General features: G+C 55.7%; 18 protein-coding genes. 14 read left to right on the top strand and 4 right to left on the bottom strand.

The features are described 5' to 3' along the window. The first annotated feature begins 232 nt into the window (after window positions 1-232). From WBY09_RS12540 to WBY09_RS12525, 4 genes are all read left to right on the top strand, one after another. On the top strand, window positions 233-532 hold the full coding sequence (locus WBY09_RS12540; protein WP_336232865.1) for a BufA1 family periplasmic bufferin-type metallophore: 300 nt from the start codon (window positions 233-235) through the stop codon (window positions 530-532). Between the two features lie 140 nt (window positions 533-672). After that, window positions 673-1,527, top strand: coding sequence for an MNIO family bufferin maturase (bufB, locus tag WBY09_RS12535; RefSeq protein WP_336232864.1), 855 nt, complete (start codon window positions 673-675; stop codon window positions 1,525-1,527). After that, window positions 1,524-2,318 (top strand): DNA-binding domain-containing protein, encoded by a 795-nt coding sequence (locus tag WBY09_RS12530; RefSeq protein ID WP_336232862.1) that lies wholly within the window; start codon window positions 1,524-1,526, stop codon window positions 2,316-2,318. Before bufB ends, WBY09_RS12530 begins: the two co-directional genes overlap by 4 nt. Beyond that, window positions 2,305-2,838, top strand: coding sequence for a DoxX family protein (locus tag WBY09_RS12525; protein ID WP_336232861.1), 534 nt, complete (start codon window positions 2,305-2,307; stop codon window positions 2,836-2,838). Before WBY09_RS12530 ends, WBY09_RS12525 begins: the two co-directional genes overlap by 14 nt. Window positions 2,839-2,844: 6 nt before the next feature. On the opposite strand, the gene WBY09_RS12520 is transcribed toward WBY09_RS12525, so the two are convergent. Beyond that, window positions 2,845-3,486 (bottom strand): LysE family translocator, encoded by a 642-nt coding sequence (locus WBY09_RS12520; RefSeq protein WP_197147299.1) that lies wholly within the window; start codon window positions 3,484-3,486, stop codon window positions 2,845-2,847. Window positions 3,487-3,565: 79 nt separating this feature from the next. On the opposite strand from WBY09_RS12520, the gene WBY09_RS12515 reads away from it, so the two are divergent. Next, on the top strand, window positions 3,566-4,513 hold the full coding sequence (locus WBY09_RS12515; protein WP_336232860.1) for an AraC family transcriptional regulator: 948 nt from the start codon (window positions 3,566-3,568) through the stop codon (window positions 4,511-4,513). Window positions 4,514-4,529: 16 nt separating this feature from the next. Here WBY09_RS12515 and WBY09_RS12510 read toward each other — a convergent pair whose 3' ends face one another. Beyond that, window positions 4,530-5,255 carry a GntR family transcriptional regulator gene (locus WBY09_RS12510; protein WP_197147301.1) on the bottom strand — a complete coding sequence of 242 codons (726 nt, stop codon included), beginning with the start codon at window positions 5,253-5,255 and terminating at the stop codon, window positions 4,530-4,532. A 333-nt stretch (window positions 5,256-5,588) separates the two neighbouring features. Between WBY09_RS12510 and WBY09_RS12505 the strand changes: the two genes are divergently transcribed. The 4 genes from WBY09_RS12505 (at window position 5,589) to WBY09_RS12490 (ending at window position 10,338) form a co-directional block, all read left to right on the top strand. Then, entirely contained in the window at window positions 5,589-6,707 is a 1,119-nt protein-coding gene (locus WBY09_RS12505) for a TRAP transporter substrate-binding protein (RefSeq protein WP_336232859.1), read from the top strand. A gap of 1 nt (window position 6,708) precedes the next feature. Beyond that, window positions 6,709-7,281, top strand: a complete 573-nt coding sequence (locus WBY09_RS12500; RefSeq protein ID WP_064782542.1) for a TRAP transporter small permease subunit — start codon at window positions 6,709-6,711, stop codon at window positions 7,279-7,281. 6 nt (window positions 7,282-7,287) lie between these two features. Then, entirely contained in the window at window positions 7,288-8,613 is a 1,326-nt protein-coding gene (locus WBY09_RS12495; protein WP_063086867.1) for a TRAP transporter large permease, read from the top strand. Between the two features lie 135 nt (window positions 8,614-8,748). Then, window positions 8,749-10,338, top strand: a complete 1,590-nt coding sequence (locus WBY09_RS12490) for a gamma-glutamyltransferase family protein (RefSeq protein WP_336232857.1) — start codon at window positions 8,749-8,751, stop codon at window positions 10,336-10,338. 38 nt (window positions 10,339-10,376) lie between these two features. Here the strand turns inward: WBY09_RS12490 and WBY09_RS12485 are convergent, their stop codons facing one another. Next, the gene (locus WBY09_RS12485; protein WP_443082660.1) at window positions 10,377-11,399 is read right to left on the bottom strand and encodes an aldose epimerase family protein; all 1,023 of its coding nucleotides are present in this window, start codon (window positions 11,397-11,399) and stop codon (window positions 10,377-10,379) included. A 189-nt stretch (window positions 11,400-11,588) separates the two neighbouring features. Here WBY09_RS12485 and WBY09_RS12480 point away from each other — a divergent pair, with 189 nt between their 5' ends. The 4 genes from WBY09_RS12480 to yjfF all read left to right on the top strand — a co-directional run bounded on the left by WBY09_RS12480 (window position 11,589) and on the right by yjfF (window position 16,206). Beyond that, on the top strand, window positions 11,589-12,539 hold the full coding sequence (locus tag WBY09_RS12480) for an ABC transporter substrate-binding protein (RefSeq protein ID WP_286791151.1): 951 nt from the start codon (window positions 11,589-11,591) through the stop codon (window positions 12,537-12,539). Window positions 12,540-12,684: 145 nt separating this feature from the next. Then, window positions 12,685-14,181 carry a sugar ABC transporter ATP-binding protein gene (locus WBY09_RS12475; protein WP_120225879.1) on the top strand — a complete coding sequence of 499 codons (1,497 nt, stop codon included), beginning with the start codon at window positions 12,685-12,687 and terminating at the stop codon, window positions 14,179-14,181. A 41-nt stretch (window positions 14,182-14,222) separates the two neighbouring features. Further along, the gene (locus WBY09_RS12470) at window positions 14,223-15,239 is read left to right on the top strand and encodes an ABC transporter permease (RefSeq protein ID WP_167351244.1); all 1,017 of its coding nucleotides are present in this window, start codon (window positions 14,223-14,225) and stop codon (window positions 15,237-15,239) included. After that, window positions 15,229-16,206, top strand: coding sequence for a galactofuranose ABC transporter, permease protein YjfF (gene yjfF, locus WBY09_RS12465; RefSeq protein ID WP_083952797.1), 978 nt, complete (start codon window positions 15,229-15,231; stop codon window positions 16,204-16,206). The genes WBY09_RS12470 and yjfF overlap by 11 nt, the downstream gene beginning before the upstream one ends. A 280-nt stretch (window positions 16,207-16,486) precedes the next feature. Here the strand turns inward: yjfF and WBY09_RS12460 are convergent, their stop codons facing one another. Then, window positions 16,487-17,236: a FadR/GntR family transcriptional regulator gene (locus WBY09_RS12460; protein ID WP_120225880.1), complete on the bottom strand. Its 750-nt coding sequence runs from the start codon at window positions 17,234-17,236 to the stop codon at window positions 16,487-16,489. Window positions 17,237-17,770: 534 nt separating this feature from the next. Here WBY09_RS12460 and WBY09_RS12455 point away from each other — a divergent pair. Further along, entirely contained in the window at window positions 17,771-18,544 is a 774-nt protein-coding gene (locus tag WBY09_RS12455) for an SDR family NAD(P)-dependent oxidoreductase (protein WP_064790660.1), read from the top strand. Window positions 18,545-18,598 lie beyond the last annotated feature (54 nt).

Raw genomic sequence — 18,598 nt, 5'->3', positions numbered from 1 at the left:
AGTCACACGACTTTGAAAACCCTCGACCTTAACCGGTCGAGGGTTTTGTCGTTTCAGGCTTTCAGAATTTGGTGTGCTGCCACCTCACAGCACTGTGAGGATATGTGTGGAATGTCTCACGCCTCTTTGACTTGGCGTGTGCGAATGGTGCAGTGACCAGATTGGTCTTCGCCCTTACGGTTAAATCATCACCTGGACTTGAGTGTCCGCATTTAACCGAAGGGAAACGACGATGAAAAAAGCAATGGTTCTGGGTGCAGCATTGAGTGCTGCTGTTTCAATGGCCGCGATCAACCAGGCAGCGGCCGATGGTGTCAAGGAAAAATGTTTTGGTGTGTCGCTGGCGGGGCAGAATGACTGTGCTGCTGGTCCGGGCACGACCTGTGCCGGTACTTCGACGGTCGATTATCAGGGCAATGCCTGGAAGCTGGTTCCGGCCGGCACCTGTGAAGATATGAGCTTCACCACGGCGGATGGTCGTGAAGTCATGGGCAGCCTGGAAGCACTGGATCGCGATATCCCGCAGGGCTAAGTCCGGCAGTCCCCACGCCGAACCCCAAGCCTAATCGCGTCCCAACGGACGGTCAGCACAGATCTGCATATGTCTCCCCCCTGTCCCGATGTGCTGGCCGTCCACCCGCGTAAACAGCGAAAAGATAAGGTTGCCCCGATATGACACAGCTTCCTGAACGTGCAGGTGTTGGCTTCAAGGCCGAGCACGCCCAAGATATTTTTGGCGCAGAGCCAACTGTGGGCTGGTTTGAAATCCATCCGGAAAACTACATGGTTGCCGGTGGCCCGCGACTTGCCATGCTGGAAGAGCTGTCTGCGCATTATCCGGTCTCGATGCATGGGGTTGGATTGTCGCTTGGGGGCGGGGAGCCGCTAAACAACAACCATCTGGTCGACCTCAAACGATTGGTTGACCGGTTCAATCCCGCCATGGTGTCGGAACATATTGCATGGTCCGCGCATGAGGGGCTTTATATGGCCGATCTGCTGCCGACACCGATGACGAAGGCGTCACTTGCGCAATTGGTCGATGCCATCAATAGTGTGCAGGACTTTATTGGTCGACGGATCCTGATCGAAAACCCGACGTCTTATGTGCCCTTGCCGCAAAACTCGATCCCCGAACTTGAATTTATAGCCGAGGCCGCCACGCGTAGTGGCTGTGGTTTGTTGATTGATGTAAACAACGTTTACATATCGGCACACAATCTGGGCTTTGATGCCAATGCGTTTATTGATGCGGTGCCCGGTGATCTGGTCGGTGAAATTCATCTGGCCGGGCATGAGCGCGATGCCAACCCCGACGACAATGTTTTGATTGATACCCATTCCCGGCCAGTGGCCGATCCGGTTTGGGATCTGTTTGACCGTCTGATCGCCCGGATCGGGCGCAAGCCGACCCTGATTGAATGGGATAATGATGTCCCAAGCTGGGATGTGCTGGCGCGTGAGGCCGCCCTTGCCGACCGTCACCTTGCTTGCGCCGTGAATGAGCAGTTTGAGGCCGCGTCATGACGGAGCTCAAGGCATTTTATGACGGCTTTAGCGACGCTTTGATGGCCCCGGAACCGGATGCGGTGCCAAGCAGTGTCACTGATGGTTACGCGCACCGTTTCGCGATTTATCGCAACAACGTTCATCGTGGCCTGTATGACGCCTTGGGGGCTGCTTACCCGACCGTGCGCAAACTGGTCGGGGCTGGCTTTTTTGATCAACTGGCGCAGGGGTTCGTTCAATCCGAAACCACGCGTGCGGGATCGCTTGCCCTTTACGGGGCTGGCTTTGCCGAATTTCTGGCAAGCCACCTGGTGCGCGATCGCTTGCCGTACCTGCCAGATATCGCACGGCTTGAACGTGCCCGGCTTGAGGTCAGCACTTCCGAAGACGCCAAGCCGCTTCTGGCCGAAGAGCTCGGCGGGCTTGAAGATCAGCTGGAGGCCATGACACTGCGCGCGCATCCGGCCTGTCAGGTCGTGGCGTCGGAGTATCCGATCTTTGCCATCTGGAATGCGCAAAATCCGGTGGATGGCAAAGAGGTTGGCAAAACCAGCATCGTGCAACGCGCTGAAACCGTTCTGGTCACACGCCCTTATATGCAGGTTGAAATGCGCGTGATTACGCATGGGCAGGCGGTGTTTTTTGCTGCGCTAACGCGTGAGGGCTTAAGCCTTGGCGATGCGTGCGCTCATGCCCTTGAGGCCGATGCGAATTTTGATGTGATGGCGAGCTTTGCCGCGTTTTTAACAATCGGGGCATTTGATGCCCGCCTTACGATCCCGAGAGGAAACGGGCATGATGATGCATAATGTAATCGGCGGCTACGCCCGTCTTGAGACGAAAATGGACGCCCTTGGCGGGCGCGATGTTATTGGCATTGCCAGCCGGGGGCTTTTTGTTCTGTTGCTGCTGCCTTATTACGTCAACAGCGCGATGACCAAGATTGATGGCGTTGGCCTCAGCGCTGGCGCATTCGCGCAGATCCTGCCGCCGATTGCCGAGCAGTATCTTTATGATACCTCTGCCATTCCGTTCTTCCCGTGGCACCTGATTGTCTGGGCCGGCACCCTTGGCGAGTTTGTCTTGCCAGTCCTGATAGTTGCCGGCCTGTTCACCCGCCTTGCAGCCCTTGGCATGATTGGCTTTGTCGTGGTTCAGACGGTCGTGGATGTTGTGTTTCACGGTGCCGCACTGGGCGCGCTTGCCAATGGGTTGCCGACCGAGCTGATTGATCATCGCCTGCTTTGGATTTCGCTTCTGGTGGCGCTGGTCTTGGCCGGTGGTGGCAAGCTGTCGGTGGATCGGCTTTTGTCGCACCGACGCGCCTGATGGGTGTTAGATCGGTAGCAACATTGGCGCCATTGATGCGACCAAAAGCACGGCCATGATGATGTTAAAGATGCGGGTTCGGTTGCCCTGACCAATAAAGGATCGCATGGCCGCGCCAAACAGCGCCCAGCTTGAAATGGATGGGATGTTGATCAATGCGAAGACGGCGATCATTACCAAAAGCCCCTTTATGCCTGCTGACGGCACGGTGTAGGTGACTGTTGCGATCAGGGCGACAGTCCAGGCCTTCGGGTTCAGAAGTTGCAACATTGCGGCCTGAACAAATCCGATGGGCTGTGCTGTCGCCTGTTCTTTGGTTTCAAGCGATCTGATCTGCGATATCTTGTAGGCAAGCCAGAGAATATAGCCAAAGCAGATAACACGCAGGACATCCTGTGCCATTGGAAAACGTTCCAAAATCTCGCCCAATCCCAGGCCCACCACAAACACCATCGACAGAAAGCCACTGCTGATGCCAAGGATCAGCGGGATGGTGCGGGCAATGCCAAAATTGGCGCCAGAGGCAAGCAGCAGGAAATTGCCCGGACCGGGCGAAACGGACATGACAAAGGCAAAGCCGATCAGGGCTGTCAGGTTTTCAGGGCTCATGATTTGATCATCCATCTGGGTATGTGGTCTGGTGATCATTGATCATTTCCGGGGACGCGTCTTTGCGATAAGCTGCCAATAAATTATCAGATCGTTCCAAATCGCGATGATGGATAAAATGCAGCAAGATGTGCTTAGTGACGTTTGCGCCGGATTACGGTTGCGCAGTGATCTGTATTTCACGGCGGAGCTTGCCGGGGATTTCAGTGTGCATATCCCGGCGGACGGCGCACGTATCCGGTTTCATCTGGTTTTGGAAGGCGGGTGCAAGCTTTTGCTGTCTGAAAATGCACCACCAATTGATGTTTGCGCAGGTGATCTTGTGCTGGTGCCAAATGGCCGTGGGCACATTCTGTGTGATGCGCCGGGAACAAAGGCGGTTGCGCTGTCTGATGCGATGGCGGTCGGGTTTGACCCGGTTGCCGGGATGCTGCGCAATCAGCCTGAAGGCTCCGGGGATGTGAGATTGCTGTGCGGGTTTTGCGCCTTTGATGACGATGAGCGTCATCCGGGTTTTGGTTTGATTGAGGATCACGTGATCCTGCGCGCAGATGATCCGACAACACAGGCGCAATCCTCAATCGTTGCGATGATTGAGACCCTTGCGCAAGAAACACAGCCCGGTTGGCGCAGTGCCTTGGCGCGTCTGATGGAGGTCCTTGTGATCGCGCTTATGGCAGCACAAGTAAAGCGCGCCGATCTGCCGCAAGGTTTCCTTGCCGGATTGGCGGATAAGAAAATCGCACGCGCACTTTCAGCCATGCACGCCCAGCCGGAATGTGGCTGGACTGCGGAACTTTTGGCCAAGCAAGCCGGGATGTCGCGGACGCGTTTTGTTGTGCGGTTTGGTGCGTGTGTCGGGATCGCGCCAATGCAATATCTGCAAAATTGGCGGATGGGCCGGGCCAAGGCGCTTTTGCGCGATACCAACTTGTCGATGGATGAGGTTGCCTTGCGCTGCGGCTATCAATCGATGCCGGCATTTTCGCGGCGGTTCAAGGCGCAATATGGTGAAGGGCCTGGGGCGTTCCGGCGGGAATTGCGGCAGCCGGTGGCGGGGCAATAGGCCCTGTTTCGAAAACCTATTTTGCAGCGATCCGGTCGTTCTGGGCGCTCGCATCGCGCAGGCTTGCCAGGTATTCCTGGCTGATTTCATGCACCGCCATGATATGCCCGTAAAGCAAGTCTTCGGCCGCCTTGACGTCACCGCGCAGGATGGCATCGACAATGCCCTGATGTTCTTCGTGTGAGGAGGCAAGGCGCGACAGGCTTTGGAACTGCACGCGGCGGAACGGGGCGACGCGTCGACGCACCGAAAGCGTAACATCGACCAGCACATCGTTATGCGTGCCGCGATACAGCGTATTGTGGAACGACCGGTTCAGCGTTTCGTAACCGTCACTGTCGCCCAGGCGCACTGTTTCGGCCAATTCATGGTGCAGGCGTTCAAGGTTGTGGCGCTCACCACTTGTCATGCGCTTGGCCGCAAGCCGCCCGCAGGTGCCTTCCAGTTCCGCCATGCTTTCAAACATCGCCGTCAGGCGTTCCGGGGTTGCGAGCGAAACATAAACGCCGCGATTGGGAATCTTTTCGGCAAGTTCGGTCGCAGTCAGAAGCTGCAAGGCCTCGCGCACCGGTGTGCGTGAAACGCCAAACCGCTTGGCCAGAAGCGGCTCTTCCAAACGCTGCCCGGGGGGGAGTTTTCCTTTGACGATGTCATCTTCCAGCGCCTGACAAAGCTGTTGGGCGATGCCGACCTGCTCGGTCTGTTCGGACGGGGTGCTGAGCGCTTGGCGAAGCTCGATCATCTGAAGTCGATACCCTTCTTGCGAGGTTTGGGTGGGTTCTTATTGATCAAATGTATACACCAATTTTCAAGGCAAGGCCAAGTTTCTCAAGGGTTGTAAAATGCGCACATTTTTTCGCGCCAGTTCCTGCATATTTATTGTGCAGTAAAAATGTGCAATGCAATATTTTGACTAATTAAACGGCATTTTGAATATCAAGGAATAAGAGGAATTTTGTTAAGTCATTGAAAAATATGCAATGGCATGTGTGTTGCAAGATGTATACACAGTGCGGAATGCATTCCGTTGAGATCACGTTTCAGAGAAATAGCTATCTCTATCAGGGAGACATCAATGACAAACATTAAACGGCGCGATTTTCTGACCAAATCGGCAATCGGTGCGGCAGCAACCGGTGCAGGCGTTATCGCCGCACCAAGCATCGTTCGTGCGCAGGATACCTTTAACTGGAAAATGACCAACGCCTATGGTCCGGGGTCACCCTTTTATGTGACCGGTCCGGGCAGCCCGGAAGATTTCTGCAAGCGCGTGACGGAAATGTCGAATGGTCGTCTGAACATTCAGCATTTCGCCGCTGGCGAACTGATCCCGGCGCTTGAAGGTTTTGACGCGGTTCAAGCCGGTACGGTCGAAATGAATGCGGCCAATGCCTATTTCTGGGCGGGCAAAATCTTTGCCGCCCAGTATTTCACGACCGTGCCATTTGGCCTGAATTTCCAGGGTGTGAATGCCTGGCTGTATCATGGTGGCGGGCTTGAGCTTTGGCATGAGGTTTATCAGCCATATGGTCTGGTGGCCTTCCCGATGGGCAATACCGGCGTTCAGATGACCGGCTGGTTCCGCGAGCCGATTGAAAGCCTCGATGATTTCAATGGTCTTAAAATGCGTATCCCGGGTCTTGCCGGGAAGGTCTATCAGCAGATCGGTGTTGAAGTGAAACTGCTTCCGGGTGGGGAAATTTTCCCGGCACTGGAACGTGGCGTGATTGATGCGGCCGAATTCGTTGGCCCGTATCAGGACCGTCGTCTGGGTCTGCAGAAAGCCGCCAAATACTACTACACCACCGGCTGGCATGAGCCGTCCAACGTCACCGAACTTCTGATCAACCAGAAAGCCTGGGAAAGCCTTCCGGCGGATCTGCAGGCGATCGTCAAGAACGCGGCACAGGCGTGTAACCTTGATAGCCATTCGTGGTGTGAAGCCAACAACGCAGCCGCCCTGCGTGATCTGGTCGAGAACTTTGGCGTTACCGCGCAAACCCTGCCAGATGATGTTGTGACCAAGCTTAAGGACATCACCAAGGAAACGCTTGAAGCCGAAGCGGCCAAAGACCCGATCACCAAAAAGGTCCATGACAGCTTCATGGCGTTCCGCGACACGCACCGTGAATGGGCCGCGATCAGTGAAAAGCCCTATCACGGGATCATTTCATCCAAAGGCGGGATGAGCTGATATGAAGTCGACCCGTACTGAGCCGTTACCGGACCGCGTTCTTGGTCTGGTTGTCGATATTGCCGGATGGGGCGCTGCGATCAGCGGTCTTGCCCTTGTTCTGGTGGTCGGTGGCAATGTGTTGCTGCGCTATCTGTTTAATTCCGGAAGTGTGGCGATGCAGGAACTTGAATGGCATCTGGTGTCGCCAATTGCCCTGATGGGCATGGCCTATGGCATGCGCCATGGCGGCCATGTGCGGGTCGATTTCCTTTATGAACGTCTGGGCCCCCGGGCCCAGGCGATCATCGACCTTTTCTCGGCCGTTTTGATGGCGGTGCTGGGTGCTGCGCTGATCTGGTTTTCGATCCCGTATGTCGAGCAATCCATCATGATGGGCGAAGGCTCCCCCGATCCGGGTGGCCTGCCATATCGCTTCTTGCTTAAGGCCTTTATTCCGATCGGGTTTGGTCTTTTGCTCATTCAGGCGATTGCCCAGGGCCTTATGAATTATCGTCAAATCGTTGCGGGTAATCGCGGCGAACCTGCGTTTGATGCACCTGATGCGGTCACGCAAACCGGTGCAGGAGACTAATCAGACATGACCGGAAATGAATGGCTGGCCATCGGTATGGTCGGGGGCTTCTTTGGCTTCCTCGTGCTTGGTGTGCCAGTGGCGATCTCGCTTGCGATTTCGGGATTTGCCTTTGGGATTATGGGGTTTGGCACCGGTTTGTTTAACCTGTTGCCGGCACGCGTTTACGGGGTTGTGACCAACTATACGCTGCTTGCCTTGCCGCTTTTCATCTTCATGGGGGTGATGCTTGAAAAATCCAAGCTGGCCGAAGAACTGATTGATGTGATCGGTCACGCCATGGGGCGGCTTAAGGGCGGCATGGGCCTTGCCATCGTCATCGTTGGCGTTTTGATGGGCGCGTCTTCGGGCGTGGTCGGCGCAACCGTTGTAACGGTTGGTCTTTTATCCCTACAGCCCCTGATCAATCGCGGCTATGACAAGGGGGTTGCGAGCGGCGTGATTTGCGCATCGGGCACCCTTGGGCAGATCATCCCACCCAGTCTGGTTCTGATCCTGCTTGCCGATATTCTGGGTGAATCTGTCGGCACACTGTTTGCCGCCGCCATGGTGCCGGGTTTGATCCTGGCCGGGATGCTTGGGCTTTATCTTGTGCTTTTGGGGATTTTCAAACCCGACATGGTGCCGGCCATCCCCAAGGATGAGCGCGATGCCATGAGCACGCAGCAACTCCTGATCAAGATTGCCAAGGTGGTCGTGCCGCCATTGGCGCTGGTCTTCGCCGTGCTGGGCTCCATCGTTGGTGGGATAGCCGCCCCGACCGAGGCCGCATCGATGGGCGCACTTGGTGCGTTGTTGCTCGCCCTGTTTTCCGGGCGTCTGAATTTCGGTGTGATGCGCGATGTCTTGCATGACACGCTGATCACAAGTGCGATGGTATTCTTCATCCTGATTTGCGCGCAGCCCTTTGGTCTTGCTTTCCGTGGTTTGGGCGGCGAGGGGCTTGTTCATGCGATGTTTGAATGGGTGCCGGGTGGGGATATGGGCAACCTTCTGTTCATGATGGCCGTGATCTTTGTGCTCGGCTTCTTCCTTGAATGGATCGAGATTTCCTATATCGCGCTTCCGATGTTCTTGCCGGTCTTTCTCAATAGCGGGATCGATATGGCATGGCTTGCCATTCTGGTGGCGATGAACCTTCAGACCAGCTTCCTGACGCCACCGTTTGGCTGGGCGTTGTTCTTCCTTAAGGGGGTGGCGCCGCCGTCGGTTTCGACGGTCGATATCTATCGCGGGGTGATACCGTTTATCGGTATTCAGGCGCTTGCCCTGATCCTGTTGTTTATCTTCCCGGAATTGACAAGCTGGTTGCCAAATCTGATCGGCTGGTAAGGCGGTTAGGCAACCCGGTATTCTACAATGTGAAAAGGCGCTGAACGGAAACGCAAAACAGCGCTATGAACAAACCGGGCATGTCGCAGATTACGCGGCATGCCCGCAAGCATAAGGCAGGGAGATCAGCTGATCATGTTACGTTCAAGAACCGCACTCGGTGGCATGGTCACCGCCCCCCATCATCTGGCCGCTGAGGCCGGGCGTGACATTCTGCGCGAAGGTGGCAACGCAGTCGAGGCGATGATTGCCGCCGCTGCGACCATTGCGGTTGTCTATCCGCATATGAACGCGATTGGTGGTGATGGTTTCTGGCTGATTGCCGAGCCCGGCAAGGACCCGGTTGCCATCCGGGCGTGTGGCGGGGCCGCAAACCTTGCAACGCCGGACTTTTACCGTGAACAGGGCAAGGCCGCGATCCCGGCCCGTGGTCCGCTTGCGGCCCTGACAGTTGCTGGTGCGATTGGCGGCTGGATCAAGGCGGCCGAGGTCGCGGCATCAATCGGTGGCAAAATCCCGCACAGTCGCCTGATGCGTGATGCGGTCCATCATGGCAAAACCGGGGTGCCGGTCACCAAGTCACAGGTTGCCCTGACCACGACCAAGATGGCGGAACTTCAAGACTCACCGGGCTATGTTGATACCTATGCCGCCAACGGTATTCCGGCGATTGGCGACGTGTTGAAACAACCGGCCCTTGCCGCAACGCTTGAGCAGCTTGGTCGTGTTGGTTTTGATGATTTTTATCGCGGCGATATCGCGCGAACCAATGCGCGCGGGCTTGAGGCGGTCGGTAGCCCGCTTCGCCTGGCCGATTTTGAAGCCTATCACGCCAAAATCATGACGCCGCTTTCGGTCAAACTTTCAACCGGGACCGTTTTCAATATGGTCCCGCCGACCCAGGGTGTGGCATCGCTGATGATCCTTGGCCTGTTTGATCGGCTGGGACTGTCCGGCGCGACTTTGGACGGGTTTGACCATGTCCATGGATTGATTGAGGCAACCAAACGCGCCTTCCTGAAACGTGACGCCCATGTTGGCGACCCAGACCGCATGACCATCGATCCGATGTCGCTGCTATCTGACGAAATGCTGGATCATGAGGCGGCCAAAATCGATCTGAAAACAGCACTTCCTTGGCCGCATGTTGCCAAGCAGGGCGATACGATCTGGATGGGTGCAGTTGACGCCAACGGTGTTGCGGTCAGCTATATCCAAAGCATCTTCTGGGAATTCGGATCGGGTGTTGTGGTGCCCGAAACCGGCGTGCTGTGGCAAAACCGTGGGGCCAGCTTCACGCTCCATGATGGCCCGAATCAGCTTGGGCCGGGCCGCCTGCCGTTCCATACGCTCAACCCGGCCTTGGCGAAACTTAACGACGGATCGGTGCTGACCTATGGCACCATGGGCGGCGAGGGACAGCCACAAACCCAATCGGCGGTCTTTACCCGCAACGTGATGTATGGGCAGGACCTGCAGGAAGCGGTTAGCGCGCCGCGCTGGTTGCTGGGCAAAACATGGGGCGAAGACACGACAACCCTTAAACTCGAAAACCGCTTTGACCCGGCCTTGATCGAACAACTGAAAACGGCCGGTCATACGGTCGAAGTCGTCGGGCCCTATGAAGATATGATGGGCCATGCGGGTGGCATTCGATTAAAGCCCAATGGCGTGATGGAAGGGGCCACCGATCCGCGTGCGGATGGTTCTGTTGCAGCACTTTAGGCCAAATCAAAGCCCCGCAAATGCGGGGCTTTGTTGTTTTAGGAAAACTCCCACTCAATTACGTGCCGATACGTCTCGCCGGGTTTGAGCCACGGGCTTGGGAAGTCCGGGTTGTTGGGGCTGTTGGGGTAGGTTTGCGGTTCAAGGGCGATGCCGCCTAATGTGTGAAGCGGCACGCCGTTTTCGGTTTTCATTGCATCATTGAAATGCTGTGCGAGGTAAAATTGCAAACCGGCCTCGGTCGAAAACAGTTTGATCGACCGTTTGCTGTTGGGATCGGACAGGGTGGCGATGTGGCGTAACTCGCCGCGGGGGCCGGTCAGGCAGAAATTGTGATCAAAGCCTTGGGACGCGTGCGGCAGCATATCGGAAATCCGCGCCGCGCTTCGGAAGTCATAACCGGTCCCCATAACGTCGCGGATTTCGCCCGTCGGGATCAGTTTGTCATCAACCGGAAGCCATTGATTGGCGTTGATTTGCAAGACGTGATCGCCGGCCGTTTTATCAAACGTGCCCGACAGGTTCCAATAGGCGTGACTGGTCATGTTGACCGGGCAGGGTTGATCGCAGGTCGCGGTGATTTCAAGACGCAGGCGGTTATCGGCAACCAGTGAATAGATCGCAGATGCGCTCAAATTGCCCGGATATCCCTGGTCGCCATCGGGCGAGGTCAGTTTAAACGTAACGCTACGTTCTGTTTGATCGGAAATGGTCCAGAGCCGCCTGTCAAAACCATCCGGTCCGCCGTGCAGGTGATGTTCGCCTTCATTGGCGGCAAGCTGAACAATATCCCCGTTTTCATCCCGGTAGCGCGACTTTTCGATGCGGTTGGCATAACGCCCGCACACCGCCCCGATATAGCTATCCTGATCAAGATAGGCGGCATCATCAATCAGGTTAACCGCGATATTGGTTTCGTGTCCGTCCTTCGGATCACGCAAATATACCCCGCAAAGGCGCGCGCCAAGCGCAGAAACCAATACGCGAATCTGAGAGCTCTCTAATGCAGCGCGGGGGGCGTTTTCGCCCTTTTTAAGTGTGTTGGTGTGGGGTTTTGCCATGTCTGGTATCGCGATGGTTTGTGACATTCGATTCTTGCCAAGATATTGATTTTTATTGGTTTAGCCAAGTTTTAATGTCGCTTGGCGCGATCACTCTAAAGGATGATGCACTATATGGTTGAGGGCTTAGAAATCATATTGTAATACTATATGGCTTTTAAGCAATAAGCCACTCTTAGGGAGGAAATCGTGGTAAGTTTTAAGAAGATGGCAGTTTCTACTGCCGCAATGGGTGTTGCACTTGGTCTGTCGTTTGCTGCGCACGCAGAAATGATGATCGGTTTCTCGCAGATCGGTTCGGAAAGTGGCTGGCGTACGTCTGAAACGGCGTCGATCAAGGCCGAAGCCGAACGTCGTGGAATTGATCTGAAATTCTCCGATGCACAGCAGAAACAGGAAAACCAGATCAAGGCAGTCCGTTCTTTCATCGCGCAGGGCGTGGATGGCATTCTTCTGGCTCCGGTCGTTGAAACCGGCTGGGATCAGGTTCTGAAAGAAGCAAAAGACGCCGGCATTCCGGTTGTCCTCGTTGACCGTGGTGTTGATGCAAGTGAAGACCTGTATCTGACCAAAGTGGCGTCGGACTTCGTGGTCGAAGGTGCACTGGCCGCTGCATGGCTGGCTGCTGAAACCAATGGCGTTTGCGACGTTGTCGAACTGCAGGGAACTGTTGGTTCGTCTGCCGCCAACGACCGTAAGGAAGGTTTTGAGTCGGTTGTTTCCAACTTCCCGGCCATCAACATCATCCGTTCGCAGTCCGGTGACTTCACCCGTTCCGGCGGCAAGGAAGTCATGGAAAGCTTCCTGAAGGCTGAAAACGGTGGTGCCAACATCTGTGCGGTTTATGCCCACAATGATGACATGGCACTGGGTGCCGTTCAGGCCATCAAGGAAGCCGGTCTGAACCCGGGTGAAGATATGCTGATCGTATCCATCGATGCGGTGCCAGATATCTTCAAGGCGATGGCCGAGGGTGACACCAATGCCACCATCGAACTGAACCCGCATCTGGGTGGCCCGTCCTTTGACGCGATCAAGGCGGCAAAGGCTGGTGAAGAAGTTCCGAAATGGATCAAGGCAAATGGCCCGCTCTATCTGCCAGATACCGCTGCGGAAGAATACAAAATGCGTAGCAAATAACCTCTGACGTCCCCCATGGGTTCTGCCCATGGGGACAAGAGGCACGCTTCTCATTGCATCGGACGTGCTCCGGCGATTGCCGGGGTGCGTCCGGCTGTATCCGCAGCAAAAGACTTCAAAGACAGACTAGGGAGAGGGGCAGGATATGTCAGACACAGTGCTTTCAGTGCGCGGTGCGGGGAAGTTCTTTCCCGGCGTCAAGGCGCTGGAGGATGTGGATTTTGACCTTGAACGCGGCGAAATTCACGCCCTTCTGGGCGAAAACGGGGCCGGTAAATCGACCCTGATCAAAGTGATTACCGGGGTGCATCCGCGCGATGCCGGTACGGTGTCACTCGAAGGACAGGAAATCCATCCGCAGCATCCCGGCGATGCGCAGGAACTCGGCATTTCCACGGTTTATCAGGAAGTCAACTTGGTGCCGACGCTGTCGGTCGCCGAAAACCTGATGTTGGAACGCCAGACCCGTAAATTCGGGTTGATTTCATGGAAAAAGACCGAGGCCGATGCCAAGACCGCCCTTGAGATTTTGGGGCTTGATATTGATGTCAATCGGCCGCTGGGCTCCTATTCGGTGGCGATCCAGCAACTGGTGGCAATTGCGCGCGCCGTCGCCCTTGATGCCAAGGTTCTTATTCTTGACGAACCGACCGCGTCACTTGACGGCGAAGAAATCAAAACATTGTTCCGGATCATGGGCGAGCTGCGCGACAAGGGGTTGGGGATTGTTTTTGTCACCCACTTCCTTGATCAGGTTTACGCGGTAACCGATCGTATCACGGTGCTGCGCAATGGCCGCCTGGTGGGTACGTTTGTCACCAAGGAACTGGCGCAGATTGATCTGATCAATCACATGCTGGGACGTGAATTGGCCGAAGTCAGCGCGCATCGCCATCAGGACGAAGGCAGCTATGATGGGCCGGCGCGCCAGATCCAGATCAAGAATTTGGGCAAAAAGCGTGTGCTTGAACCGGTTTCGCTTGATCTGAAAGCGGGCGAGATCGTTGGTCTGGCCGGTCTTTTGGGATCGGGCCGTACAGAGCTTGCCGAGCTGGTGTTTGGCACGCAAAAAGCCGATAGCGGTCTTGTGTTTCTGGATGGGGAGCCGGTTATGCTGCGTTCCCCGCGCCATGCGATCCGGGCCGGTTTCGGGCTGTGCCCCGAGGACCGCAAACAGGACGGCATTGTTGCCGAACTGAGTGTGCGTGAAAACATCGTGCTTGCCCTTCAGGGGCGGCGTGGTTGGCTGCGCCCGATCCCGCGCGCCGAACAACAGAAATTTGCCGATGACATGATCAAGGCACTGGGCATTGCCACCCCCGACAGTGAAAAGCCCGTCGGGCAACTGAGCGGTGGCAATCAGCAAAAAGTCATTCTGGCGCGCTGGCTGGTGTCCAAGCCGATCCTGTTGATCCTTGATGAACCGACACGCGGGATTGATGTTGGCGCACATGCCGACATCATCAAACTGATCAAGGAGCTCTGTGACGAGGGGCTGGCATTGCTGGTCGCGTCATCCGAGCTTGAAGAAATCGTCGCCTTTGCCGACCGCGTGGCTGTAATGCGTGATCGCGAAAAGGTTTCTGAACTGGTGGGTGCGGACATCACCCAGAACAGCATCATCGAGGCGATTGCACGATGACCAGTTTAAAAGACAAAAAGAAAATACGGGAAAGCAGCACCATGTCTGCATCTTCTTTGTTAAGTCGACCCTGGTTTGGTCCGGTCGCAGCACTGATCCTGATCGTGCTGGGGATCGGGATCATTTCACCGGATTTCTTCAATATCCGCATTGTTGACGGCCATCTGTACGGATCGCTGGTCGATGTTGTCCATCGCGGGGCCTCGACCGCCCTTGTTGCGGTGGGGATGGCGATTGTGATTGGCACGCGCGGCATTGATCTTTCGGTGGGCTCGATCATTGCCATTTCGGGGGCGGTGATGGCGGTTCTGATCCGCGATACCGATCTGCATCCGGCGGTGATTATCCTGGCCGCTCTTGGTGCCGGGATTTTGTGCGGTTTGTGGAACGGCATTCTTGTTGCGTTCCTTGATATTCAGCCCATCATTGCCACCCTGATCCTGATGGTGGCCGGCCGCGGCATTGCCCAGATGATCACCGGTGGGCAGATCGTGACCTTCCATGGCGAATTTTTCGAGGCGATCGGCAGCGGTTATTTGCTGGGTATTCCGTGGCGGGTGATTATTGCGGCTGCCGTGATTGCCGCGATCTATTTCATCATGCGCAAGACCGCCTTGGGTCTGTTTGTTGAATCGGTTGGTGGCAATGCGCGCGCCAGCCGGGTCGCGGGCATCGATGCACGCGGTATCAAGCTGATGGCCTACGCCGCATCGGGTCTGTGTTCGGCCTTTGCCGGGATCATCATTGCCGCGGACATCCGTGGGGCGGACGCCAACAATGCCGGTCTGTGGCTTGAACTCGATGCCATTCTGGCGGTTGTCATTGGTGGTGCGTCGCTGATGGGCGGTCGGTTCTTTATTGCCATGACCGTGATTGGCGTTCTGATCATTCAGGCGTTGACCACCGGCATCTTGTTGTCGGGTCTTCCGTCGCAATACACCCTGATCGTCAAGGCCGCAGTGGTGATGGTTGTTCTGCTGGTGCAGGCGCCCAAATCCCGCGAACTTGTGGGGCAGGCGATGGAACGCATGAAGCGGGGGAAATCCGATGAAAATTAATGAACGGTTTTATCCGATCCTTGCCACGCTTGCGGTTCTCGTACTGCTGTATGGCTACGGGATTGTTGAACACCGCGCCTTTTCCGATACCTATGTTCTGGGCGCGCTTCTGACCGACAATGCCTTTTTGATCATTACTGCCGTTGGCATGACCTTTGTCATTCTCTCAGGCGGGATTGATCTTTCGGTGGGGTCAATGATTGCCTTTATCGGGGTGCTGATGGCCGAACTTGTGACCGGCTTTGGCATGCATCCGGTGACGGCAGCCGTGGTTGCGATGATTGTCGGATCGGCATTCGGGGCGTTTATGGGGGTGATTATCGCCAAGTTCGATATTCAGCCCTTTATCATCACGCTCGCCGGGATGTTCTTCCTGCGCGGCATGTGCTTCCTGATCAATCTGGATTCCGTTCCGATTGATCATCCGTTTGTCTCGGCCTTCAGCGGGTTCAAAATCCAGCTGCCCGGGCGCGGCTGGTTGACGGCATCGGCCCTTCTGATGCTGGCGACGGTCATTGGCGGGGTGGTGATTGCCCACTTCACCCGGTTCGGACGCAATGTCTATGCGATTGGCGGGGACCGTCACTCGGCAGAATTGCTGGGTGTTCCGGTCCACAGTACCATCATCCGGGTTTACACCCTGTCGGGCTTTTTCAGCGCGCTTTCGGGCGTGGTGTTTGCCTTCTATACCGCGTCGGCCTATCCATTGGCTGCCGTCGGGGTGGAGCTTGATGCCATTGCTGCCGTCGTGATTGGCGGAACGCTTCTGACCGGCGGAATGGGCTTTGTGCTCGGCACGTTCTTTGGCGGGATCATTATGGGGGTTATCCAGACCCTGATCGCCTTTGACGGGTCGCTGAACAGCTGGTGGACCAAGATCATGATCGGCGCGCTTCTGTTTGGCTTTATCGTCTTGCAACGCCTGATTACCCGGTCGTTTTCGGGGATGCGGGCCGGGGCGACATAAAGCGTCCGGCGATCAAAATACCTTCCTTCAAAACGCCCTGTTTGAATAAGCAGGGCGTTTTTTTCTGTTCCCTTACATGGGTCGTTTTGATCGTGCAATCAGGCACCGGCGCGGGGGCAAAACTTTTGACAAAAAAATTGGTCAATCAGGCGCATTATTCATTTTTGGTGAATAATAAGCCCTGTCTGCGCCAAACGCGCTACCCGGCGTTTTGGGGGTAAATTCAAATAGTATGAGGAATGGGGGCGGTGATCGTTTTGATCCGCCCCATCGGCATCGATTACAGGCCGATCTGATCCCAGTCATGTTCGACCGACATGCCGAGCTCCTTGCGCAGTTCGCGCATGGTCCGGCGCAGCAGGCCGTGCATTTTGCTGCGCGCCTCTTCGGGGTCGCGCTGGCTGATGGCGGCATAGACCGCGTGGTGATCAGGCAGCGACTTGACATGCGCCTTGGGTCCGCCAGACGACAGGCGGAAAGATCCGATCAGGGCGGTTTCGATCAACATGCCGAACGACTTCATGAAATCGTTGCCCGACGCATCCAAAATGCCCTGATGGAACACAAGGTCGGTAATATAGACCGCCTCGGTACCGGGTTCGGCCTTTTCCATTTCGAAATAGGCGGTTTCAAGATGCTTGATCTGTTCCGGCGTGGCGCGGACAGCGGCCATGGCGGCGGTGTTGGGCTCGATGATCAGGCGCGTTTCAAGCAGGCTATAGAGAAATGCCGGGTCCGGGTCCGGGAAATGCCAGGACAGGACATCGGGATCGAGCAGGTTCCAGCTTGAGCGCGGTTTGACCCGTGTGCCGGTTTTAGGCCGACTTTCAATCAGCCCCTTGGCCGAAAGGATTTTGATGGCTTCACGAAGCGCTGTGCGTGAAACATCAAGGGATTCACTTAAGGCCGCCTCTGTCGGCAGGACATCGCCAGGCGCAAGCTTGCCCGAAACAATGCGTGCGCCAAGATCGTGGGCAACAATGCTGTGCAGACTGCGTTTGGCGTAAGTTCTCGACATGGTAGACGACATATATTCCCTCCGGCGTGGCCCTGATTGAAAAGCAAATAGGCAAAAGGCCCGCTTTGTCATTATTCATATAATATGAATTAATTTTCAGGGCAACTTATCTGGTGCCGTCAACGCCTTGTGCTGCATAGCATATAATTATTTCAGAGGGGCGTCACGATGGCTGTTACGTATTTGCTTATGTCATGAACTTATAAACAAGCTTTCAGATAATGAAAGAAAAGACTGCATGGTTTGACGCTTGACAGGCCCGGATATCCTGATCATTAATGTTATTGTATGAAGAATAAAAAACAAGATTATCAGGAGGAAGCATCACGCAGCCGCGCACGGGAACGTGCCCGGACCATTCGTCTGGTCTGATGGGGGCTTGTCGGCGTAGCATGATGTTGGCGTCAGGAATTTTTCGCCTGTTGCGCCGCACATAGCTTGATGGATGCACTTTCTGTCAATTTTGGCCTAGAATCGTGTTTGGCGTCAGGGGAATCCGACGTCTGACATCTGAAAACAAAACGCACGACGGGAGATGAAACGATCATGTCTGATCGCATGCCGACACACTACACAAGCCTAAAAGACAAATCGGTATTCATCACCGGTGGGGCATCGGGTATTGGCGAGGCGATTGTGACCGCCTTTGTCGAGCAGGGGGCAAAAGTCGCCTTTGTCGACATCATGGAAGATGCCGGTAACGCACTTGTCGAAAAGCTTTCGAAAGATGCGCGAAATTCGCCTGTCTTTATCAAATGCGATCTGACCGATATTGCCGCCTTGCAGGCAGCCGTTGCCAAGGCGGCCGAGATCAATGGCCCGATCACCGGGTTGATGAACAATGCAGCGAACGATACCCGCCATAAATGGCAGGACGTCACCCCGGAATATTGGGATGAGCGTCAGGCAATCAATATTCGCCCGTCCTTCTTTGCCATTCAGGCGGTGGCCCCGATGATGCAGAAGGCCGGCGGCGGTGCGATCATCAATTTCGGATCGGTCAGCTGGATGATGGGGCAGGGCGGTATGCCGGGCTATACGACGGCAAAGGCCGCAACCCATGGTCTGACGCGCGGTATGGCACGCGATCTTGGCAAGGATCATATCCGCGTCAATACGCTCGTGCCCGGTTGGGTCATGACCCAGCGCCAGCTTGATCTTTGGGTCGATGAAGCCGCCGAACGCGAAATTGACGAGCGTCAGTGCCTGAAAAACAAGGTGATGCCCGATGACATTGCCCGCATGGCGCTTTTCCTGATTTCGGACGAGGCCCGCATGGTGACCGCGCAAAACTTTATCGTCGATGGCGGCTGGGTCTGAGGCCCGTATCGCCACACCGTATAACCACATTGACATCCCCGTATTCCGACATAG

The organism is Thalassospira sp. CH_XMU1458 (assembly GCF_037027205.1).
Taxonomy (GTDB): domain Bacteria; phylum Pseudomonadota; class Alphaproteobacteria; order Rhodospirillales; family Thalassospiraceae; genus Thalassospira; species Thalassospira tepidiphila.
Note: the sequence above shows the minus strand (reverse complement) of the source record. Positions and strands in the feature narration are given on the sequence as shown.

Bases quoted from the DNA above. Each gene is read 5' to 3' on its own strand.
- WBY09_RS12540 (WP_336232865.1), top strand. From the start codon at position 233: ATGAAAAAAGCAATGGTTCTGGGTGCAGCATTGAGTGCTGCTGTTTCA.
- bufB (WP_336232864.1), top strand. From the start codon at position 673: ATGACACAGCTTCCTGAACGTGCAGGTGTTGGCTTCAAGGCCGAGCAC.
- WBY09_RS12530 (WP_336232862.1), top strand. From the start codon at position 1,524: ATGACGGAGCTCAAGGCATTTTATGACGGCTTTAGCGACGCTTTGATG.
- WBY09_RS12525 (WP_336232861.1), top strand. From the start codon at position 2,305: ATGATGATGCATAATGTAATCGGCGGCTACGCCCGTCTTGAGACGAAA.
- WBY09_RS12520 (WP_197147299.1), bottom strand. From the start codon at position 3,486: ATGATCACCAGACCACATACCCAGATGGATGATCAAATCATGAGCCCT.
- WBY09_RS12515 (WP_336232860.1), top strand. From the start codon at position 3,566: ATGCAGCAAGATGTGCTTAGTGACGTTTGCGCCGGATTACGGTTGCGC.
- WBY09_RS12510 (WP_197147301.1), bottom strand. From the start codon at position 5,255: ATGATCGAGCTTCGCCAAGCGCTCAGCACCCCGTCCGAACAGACCGAG.
- WBY09_RS12505 (WP_336232859.1), top strand. From the start codon at position 5,589: ATGACAAACATTAAACGGCGCGATTTTCTGACCAAATCGGCAATCGGT.
- WBY09_RS12500 (WP_064782542.1), top strand. From the start codon at position 6,709: ATGAAGTCGACCCGTACTGAGCCGTTACCGGACCGCGTTCTTGGTCTG.
- WBY09_RS12495 (WP_063086867.1), top strand. From the start codon at position 7,288: ATGACCGGAAATGAATGGCTGGCCATCGGTATGGTCGGGGGCTTCTTT.
- WBY09_RS12490 (WP_336232857.1), top strand. From the start codon at position 8,749: ATGTTACGTTCAAGAACCGCACTCGGTGGCATGGTCACCGCCCCCCAT.
- WBY09_RS12485 (WP_443082660.1), bottom strand. From the start codon at position 11,399: ATGGCAAAACCCCACACCAACACACTTAAAAAGGGCGAAAACGCCCCC.
- WBY09_RS12475 (WP_120225879.1), top strand. From the start codon at position 12,685: ATGTCAGACACAGTGCTTTCAGTGCGCGGTGCGGGGAAGTTCTTTCCC.
- WBY09_RS12470 (WP_167351244.1), top strand. From the start codon at position 14,223: ATGTCTGCATCTTCTTTGTTAAGTCGACCCTGGTTTGGTCCGGTCGCA.
- yjfF (WP_083952797.1), top strand. From the start codon at position 15,229: ATGAAAATTAATGAACGGTTTTATCCGATCCTTGCCACGCTTGCGGTT.
- WBY09_RS12460 (WP_120225880.1), bottom strand. From the start codon at position 17,236: ATGTCGTCTACCATGTCGAGAACTTACGCCAAACGCAGTCTGCACAGC.
- WBY09_RS12455 (WP_064790660.1), top strand. From the start codon at position 17,771: ATGTCTGATCGCATGCCGACACACTACACAAGCCTAAAAGACAAATCG.